This window comes from Phenylobacterium sp. (genome assembly GCF_020402505.1).
Classification (GTDB): domain Bacteria; phylum Pseudomonadota; class Alphaproteobacteria; order Caulobacterales; family Caulobacteraceae; genus Phenylobacterium.
In genome coordinates this window covers 1-6,985 of the sequence record NZ_JADBZL010000112.1, presented here as the reverse complement: position 1 = coordinate 6,985, position 6,985 = coordinate 1, and the positions used below count along the sequence as shown (strand labels likewise).

Here is a 6,985-nt window from a genome sequence, read left to right as displayed (position 1 = left end):
GGGGGCGTAGCCCGTCACCCCCTCGCCCACGGCGACCACCTCGCCGGCCCCGTCTGACATGGGGATCCGTCCGTCGGCGGCGGGCAGCATGCCGGCGACCACGGCGAAGTCGTGGAAGTTCAGCGAGCTGGCGCGCACCCGCACCAGGAGCTCGCCGGGACCGGCGACGGGCTGGGCCCGATCCTCGATGACCAGCTTGTCCAGCCCGCCCGGGGCCTTCACGGCGGCGACTTTCATGGGCCTCTCCCTGACTGGCCCCGCGGGGCCGATGTGTTCCGGCGCGCACATTGGACACTCCGGCGCACATCGCAAGATCACGCAGCGTCACCCCTTGCGCCCGGGCTCTGGCGGGCGTAACCGGAAGACGTCAAAGGGGAGTAGCCCTCCGCCATCCCCGGCGGGCCCCTGCGTCAACACACTTGGCTGGCATGGCCATGGCGCAGGGAGAACGGTCCGTCCTTTCAGGGCGGGGGTTCGGGCGAGACCGATGGCGCTGCGGCCCCGTTCCGTCGGGCGGGGGCTGCTGCGACCATTAGATGTCTCGCCGCCCGACCCGGAACTGATCCTTGGAACCCTTCCTCACCTCCACCGCCATCGTCACCCTCGCCGAGATCGGCGACAAGACCCAGCTGCTGGCCATCGTGCTGGCGGCGCGCTTCGTCCAGCCCTTCCCGATCGTGGGCGGCATACTGGTCGCCACCCTGGCCAACCACTTCCTGGCGGCCCTCGTCGGCGCCCAGGCGGCGGCCTTCCTGCAGGGCGACCTCTTCCGCTACGCCATCGCCCTGTCCTTCATCGCCATGGCCGCCTGGACTCTGGTCCCCGACAAGCTGGACGAGGACGAGCCCCTGAAGGCGCCTGCGAAGATGGGCGCCTTCCTCACCACCACCGTGGCCTTCTTCATCGTCGAGATGGGCGACAAGACCCAGCTGGCCACCGTCGCCCTCGGCGCCCGGTTCGAATCCGCCCTCATCGTCACCCTGGGCACGACCCTGGGCATGATGCTGGCCAACGTCCCGGCCGTCTTCCTCGGCCACGAGATCCTGAAGCGGGTGTCCCTGACCCTGGTCCGCCGGATCGCCGCCGGCCTCTTCCTGGTCATCGGCGTCTGGATGATCGTCCAGACGGCGGGCTGGGTCTGAGGCCCGGCGCCAAGGCCATAGTCTCCCAAGGGGGAGCTCCGACCGAAGGTCGGTGAGCGGGTCAGCGGCGCCGGGGGATGAAGACCTCGACGCCGGGGCCAACCCCGCGGGCGGCGGCGTAGTTCCCCATGTTCAGGGCGAGGCTCATCCGACCCCTTGAGTCCGGGTAGAGCAGCACGGCGCTCTCCGGCACGTCGCTGAAGGTACGGACATAGGGCGCCGGCTCCGGCCGGCCGGCGACGGTCAGGGGGACGGTCTCGCCCAGCCGCCAGCCCAGGCCCGCGAAGGCCTCCGCGGAGAGGTCGAGGATCAGGTTGCCATAGGGCCCGTCCGTCCCGATGGCGCGGGCGTGGACCCCGTCCGCGCCCATCCGGGGCGGGGCGAGGTCCAGCCGGATCAGGGTCTTCGGGTCGATTTCCGGCCCGACCCCCCGCCAGTCGTCGCCGCGGGCCAGGCGCCCGACCACCGGGGCGAAGATGTCCCGCCCGTGGAAGGTGGAGGACCGGCGGGCGCCGATCATCCAGGACTCCGCCGTGATCTCGCGGGCCTGGACGATGGGATCGGTCGCGTCGAGCAGGGTGATCAGGCCGTTGTCCGGCAGAACCAGGCTCTGCCCTCGGCGGGTCCGGGCCACGATGGCCCGGCGGGTCGACCCCACCCCGGGGTCCACGACGACGAGGATCACCGCATCCGCCGCCAGCCAGGGCGCGGAGCCCGCCAGAAGCCGCGCGCCGGCCTCGACGTCATAGGGCGGGACCCGGTGGGTGATGTCGAGGAGCCGGGCGTCCGGGGCGAGGGAGAGGATCACCGCCCGGCAGATGGCGACGGCGTCGTCGATCTCGTCGAAGTCCGACAGGAAGCCCACCATCCGCCCCGCGGCGGCGGCGCGCACCGGGCCCGCGACGAGGGGCAGGACGAGGCCGGCGGCGAACAGCCCCCGCCGGGACGGACGGGGGGCGCTCACGCGGCGGGTTCCCGGAGGGCGGCGTACAGACGCCGGATGCTCAGCTCCCGCACAGGGGGGCTGCCGGCCCCGGGGATGCTGCCGTTGAGGTTCTGGATCATGCCCACGAAGACGATGTCATTCGTCGGGTCGATCCAGAACCAGGTGCCGAAGGCTCCGCCCCAGTAGTAGGTGTCGCGACCCTGAGGGGTCCCGGCGGCGGCGGGGTCCTCGACCACGGCGAAGTCGAGCCCAAAGCCCGTCCCGGACTGGGAGGGGCCGTACAGGTCCACCTTCACGCCGGGCGCCAGGACGCTGCGGCGCATGAGCCGGACGGTCTCCGGCTTCAGAATCCTCGCGCCGTCCAGTGCGCCTCCGTTCAGCAGGGCCTGGGAGAAGCGGAAATAGTCCGAGGCAGTGGACAGGAGGCCCCCGCTTCCCGACAGGAAGACCGGCGGCGTGACCGGTATGGCCTGGGGCGGACCGGCGACGATCCGGCCCTCCCGATAGGTATGGATGCGGGCGACCCGGGCCGCCTTGGCCGCCGGGACATGCAGGCCGGTGTCGACCATCTTCAGGGGCCTGAAGACGTGGCGGTCGAGATAGGCGTCCAGCCGCTCGCCCGACAACCGCTCCACCACATGGCCCTGGATGTCCACGCTGGGGCCATACCGCCAGTCCGACCCGGGCTGGGCGGCGAGCGGCAGGGCGGCGAGGCGGCGGATCATCTCCTTCAGGTCCCCGGCCCGCAGGCCCGCCTGGGCGTAGCCGGCGCTGACGTCAAACCCGGCGGTATGGCTCATCAGCTGGGCCATGGTCATGGGCGAGGCCTGCGGGACCAGGCTCCCGTCCGGCGCCTTCACCTTGAGGCCTGCGAACTCCGGGATGTGCCGCTCGACGGGGTCGTCCAGCTTCCAGAGGCCCTTCTCCCAGAGCTGCATCATGGCCACGCCGGCCACCGGCTTGGTCATGGAGGCGATCCGCCAGATGGTGTCCGGCCGGGCCGGGGCGCCGGTCTCGACGTCCGCAAGGCCCCGGGTCTCGAAGTGGAAGACCCGCCCCTTCCGGGCCGCCAGGGTCGTGACCCCGGCCAGCTGGCCGCGGTCCACCAGATCCTGCAGCTCCGCCGAGAACGCTTTCAGCTTCGACGGATCAAAGCCGGCCGCCCCCGGCGCGATCATGGGCAGGGGCGGACCCGCGGCGAACCCAGGAGAGCCGAAGGCCGCCAGGGGGGCCGACGCGGCGGCGGCGACGAGAAGGTTGCGGCGGGAGAAAGCCATGGGCATGGTTCCGGCGATGAGGATGCGAACGTCTCCTGCGATCCTGCACGGCGCCGGCCGCCTTGCGCAACCATGGGTCCGACGCCTCCTGGCGCCGCTGGCCGCCGCCCTGCTACTCTCAAGCGCCGCGGCGGCCCACGCCCAGAGCCCGTGCAGCGGCCTCGCGCCCGGCGCGGACCGGCCGGTTCGCAACCTGGCCTACCAGCCGCCGACCCCGGACCTGCCCCGGTCCGTGCACCTGCTGGACCTCTGGCCCGGCGCGGCCCCCCTGCCCGCCCCCCTGGTGGTCTTCGTTCACGGCGGAACCTGGATGCACGGGGGCAAGTATGCGGGTACGCCCGGACAGGCGAGGGCCTTCCGGAAGGCCGGCTACGCCTACGCCACGGTGAACTACCGCCTGCTCCGGCACGGCCCCCCCCAGGAGGCGGCGCGGGACATCGCCGAGGCCGTAGCCTTCCTCCGGCGGGAGGCGAAGGGATGCGGCCTCGATCCCGACCGTATCGTCCTGATGGGACATTCGGCCGGCGCCCATCTCGCCGCCCTGGTGGCCCTGGATGAGTCCTATCTGGAGGGGGCGGGCGTCCCGCCGGAGGCCGTCCGCGCCGTTGTCCTTCTGGACGCCTATGGCCTGGACATCGCCCTGCACGTCCGCGAGACGGGCGATCCGGTCTACGCCCGGGTCTTCGGCCCCGACCCGGAAGGCTGGACGGCCATGTCCCCAGTCAGCCACGCGGCGCCCGGCCGGCGCCCGCCACCCGTGATCCTGCACGTGGACGGCGACAATTCCGAGACCCCCGGCCAGGCCCGGACCCTGGAGCAGGCCCTTCGCGCCGCCGGCGGCGAGGTCGAGGTGTTCGACGCCGAGGGCGAAAGCCACAACAGCCTCAACTACGGCTTCGGCGCGCCCGGTGACGAGACCACCCGGCGGACCCTGGACTTCCTGGCCCGGCAGGTGCGTTAAGCGCCGGGCTTGTCAGGACCGGCCGCGGCGGCCTTAATCGCGACCAGACATCAGACCGGACAGGAAGGACTCCCGATGAACGCCCCGACGCCCCCGACCACGGGACCGCTGACCTTCGGGTTCAACCCGCACGACGACATGAACGACCTGCGGATGAGCGAGAAGGCCACGCCGCTCTACGAGCACGTCAAGCGCTTCATCGCCGAGACGGTCGTGCCCATGCAGAAGGAGTTCCAGGCCCTGGGCGAGGGTCATGCCGACCGCTGGACCTTCGCTCCCGGACAGCTCGAGGTGCTGGAAAAGGCCAAGGACCAGGCCAAGAAGGAAGGCCTCTGGAACTTCTTCCTGCCCGACGCCGAGACCGGCGAGGGCCTGTCCAACCTCGACTACGCCTACATCGCCGTGGAGCTGGGCAAGGCGCCCATGGCCTCGGAAGTCATGAACTGCTCGGCGCCCGACACCGGCAATATGGAGGTGCTGGAGCGCGTCGGCACGCCCGAACAGAAGGAGCGCTGGCTGAAGCCCCTGCTGAACGGCGAGATCCGTTCGGCCTATGCAATGACCGAGCCGGCGGTGGCCTCCTCCGACGCCAAGAACATCGCCACCCAGGCGGTGCTGGACGGCGATGAGTGGGTGATCAACGGCGAGAAGTACTACATCTCCGGCGCCGGCGACCCCCGCTGCAAGATCATGATCACCATGGTCCGCACCAATCCGGACGCCCCCCCGCACAAGCAGCAGTCGCAGATCCTGGTGCCCATCGATACGCCCGGGGTGGAGATCCTCGGCCCGATGCATGTCTTCGGCGAGGATCATGCGCCGCGCGGGCACATGCACATCCGCTTCACCAATGTCCGGGTGCCCAAGTCGAACGTCCTGCTGGGCGAGGGCCGCGGCTTCGAGATCAGCCAGGTCCGCCTGGGACCGGGCCGCATCCACCACTGCATGCGGACCATCGGCAAGGCCGAGCGGGCCCTGGACCTGATGGTCCGCCGGGGCCTGTCGCGCGAAGCCTTCGGCCGCAAGATCGCCTGGCTGGGCGGCAATGTGGAAATCATCTCCCGCGCCCGGATCGACATCGAGGCCATGCGCCTGATGGTGCTCAAGGCCGCCCGGGCGATGGACGTTCTCGGCAACCGCGAGGCCCGGGTCTGGGTGTCCATGGTCAAGGCCATGGTGCCGGAGAAGGCCTGCCAGATCATCGACCAGGCCATCCAGATGCACGGCGCCACCGGCATCTCCCAGTGGACGCCGCTCGCCTCCATGTACACCGACGTGCGGCACCTGCGCTTCGCCGACGGCCCGGACGAGGTCCATCACCTGGTGGTGGGCCGCAACGAGATCCGGGCCTACGAGGGCGGCGGCGAGGACGTCACGGCCTCGGTCGTCTGGCGGAACTGACCCTCCACCGGCGTCCCGGGGCGGCGTCCGCCGCCTCCGGGATCAGCCGGGGAAGTTGGCCGGGACCACCTCGGACAGGGTGGGGCCGATCTCGTCGTAGACGACGAGGTGGGCGTGTTCATCCAGGTCCGTAGGGTCGCGGTTGACGATCACCAGCCGGGCGCCGGCCCGCCGCGCCTGAATGGGAAAGCCCGCCGCCGGCCAGACGGTCAGGCTGGAGCCCAGAACGAGAAACAGGTCGCAGGACAGGGTCTCTTCCTCGGCCCGGCGCATGGGTTCCTCGGGCATGGACTGGCCGAAGGAGATGGTCGCCGTCTTGACGATACCGCCGCACGACCGGCAGGCGGGCAGCTCGCCCCTCTGCTCGAAGGCCGGGCGCAGGTCCTCGATCTCGTGGCGCAGGCCGCAGGACAGGCAGGTGGCGTAGCTGGCGTTGCCGTGCAGCTCGATCACCCGGTCGGCGGGGATTCCCGAGTGCTGGTGCAGGTTGTCGACGTTCTGGGTGATGACGGAGGTCAGCCGGCCGGCCTCCCAGAGGCGGGCCAGGGCGTAGTGGCCGGCGTTGGGCTCCCGGCCCGTCCAGCCGGCCCGGCCCTGGAAGGCCCGGGTCCAGGATTCCCGGCGCTTCTCCTCGCTGTTCACGAAATCCTGGAACAGGATCGGCTTCATCCGGCTCCAGACCCCGCCCGGCGAGCGGAAGTCCGGAATTCCGGATTCCGTGGAGATTCCCGCCCCGGTGAAGGCCACAATCCGCTCTGCAGACCGCAGGACCTGCGCCAGATCCTCCCGTTTCCCCAGTTTTTCGCTCACTTCCGGGCTCCGCCTGTCTGCGCCGCTGGACGCCTGCCTGCCGGACCGGCGCCCGGGGGCCCGTTTTTGGGCCTTCCCAGCGACGCCTGATCCTGTAGCCAAGGACTTCAGGACAACCGCCGGAACGGCGCAAGGGGGGAAGCGGGGAATGCAGCGCACAAGAGTCATGCAAGCGACGGGCCTCGCCCTGGGCCTGGGGCTCCTCGGGGCGGGCCCGGCCCTGGCCCAGGCACCTTCGGAGGTGAACTCCGGCGATACGGCCTGGCTGCTCAGCGCCACGGCCCTGGTCCTCCTGATGACCCTGCCAGGCCTGGCCCTCTTCTACGGCGGCCTTGTGCGCACCAAGAACGTCCTGTCCGTCCTCATGCAGTGCACGGCGGTGGCCTGCCTGGCCTCGGTGGTCTGGCTGGCGCTTGGCTATTCCCTGGCCTTCTCCGGGACCGCTCCC

General features: G+C 71.0%; 7 protein-coding genes, 1 pseudogene and 1 riboswitch. Of the genes and pseudogenes, 4 read left to right on the top strand and 4 right to left on the bottom strand.

Annotation, left to right across the window (positions count from 1 at the left end):
- Positions 1-237, bottom strand: a 237-nt coding sequence (locus IM632_RS08500) for an alcohol dehydrogenase catalytic domain-containing protein (protein WP_366817472.1), incomplete at its 3' end; no start/stop codon positions are given.
- Positions 238-360: 123 nt separating this feature from the next.
- Positions 361-508, top strand: a riboswitch (yybP-ykoY riboswitch).
- Positions 509-566: 58 nt separating this feature from the next.
- On the opposite strand from IM632_RS08500, the gene IM632_RS08495 reads away from it, so the two are divergent.
- Positions 567-1,142: a TMEM165/GDT1 family protein gene (locus IM632_RS08495; protein WP_296484519.1), complete on the top strand. Its 576-nt coding sequence runs from the start codon at positions 567-569 to the stop codon at positions 1,140-1,142.
- Between the two features lie 61 nt (positions 1,143-1,203).
- Here IM632_RS08495 and IM632_RS08490 read toward each other — a convergent pair whose 3' ends face one another.
- Entirely contained in the window at positions 1,204-2,106 is a 903-nt protein-coding gene (locus IM632_RS08490) for an SAM-dependent chlorinase/fluorinase (RefSeq protein WP_296481983.1), read from the bottom strand.
- Entirely contained in the window at positions 2,103-3,365 is a 1,263-nt protein-coding gene (locus tag IM632_RS08485; RefSeq protein WP_296481986.1) for a serine hydrolase domain-containing protein, read from the bottom strand. Before IM632_RS08485 ends, IM632_RS08490 begins: the two co-directional genes overlap by 4 nt.
- Here IM632_RS08485 and IM632_RS08480 point away from each other — a divergent pair.
- Complete coding sequence (locus IM632_RS08480; protein ID WP_296481989.1) at positions 3,364-4,326, top strand: alpha/beta hydrolase; 963 nt, start codon at positions 3,364-3,366, stop codon at positions 4,324-4,326. The genes IM632_RS08485 and IM632_RS08480 overlap by 2 nt on opposite strands.
- Positions 4,327-4,401: 75 nt before the next feature.
- Complete coding sequence (locus IM632_RS08475; protein ID WP_296499327.1) at positions 4,402-5,727, top strand: acyl-CoA dehydrogenase family protein; 1,326 nt, start codon at positions 4,402-4,404, stop codon at positions 5,725-5,727.
- A gap of 42 nt (positions 5,728-5,769) precedes the next feature.
- Here IM632_RS08475 and IM632_RS08470 read toward each other — a convergent pair whose 3' ends face one another.
- Positions 5,770-6,537, bottom strand: a complete 768-nt coding sequence (locus IM632_RS08470; protein ID WP_296552220.1) for a Sir2 family NAD-dependent protein deacetylase — start codon at positions 6,535-6,537, stop codon at positions 5,770-5,772.
- A 148-nt stretch (positions 6,538-6,685) separates the two neighbouring features.
- Between IM632_RS08470 and IM632_RS08465 the strand changes: the two are divergent.
- Positions 6,686-6,985, top strand: a pseudogene (locus tag IM632_RS08465) (hypothetical protein); the annotation flags it as partial.

What these genes read in the sequence shown, in the direction of transcription:
- IM632_RS08480 (WP_296481989.1), top strand. Translation starts at nt 3,364, where the DNA reads ATGGGCATGGTTCCGGCGATGAGGATGCGAACGTCTCCTGCGATCCTG.
- IM632_RS08485 (WP_296481986.1), bottom strand. Translation starts at nt 3,365, where the DNA reads ATGGCTTTCTCCCGCCGCAACCTTCTCGTCGCCGCCGCCGCGTCGGCC.
- IM632_RS08475 (WP_296499327.1), top strand. Translation starts at nt 4,402, where the DNA reads ATGAACGCCCCGACGCCCCCGACCACGGGACCGCTGACCTTCGGGTTC.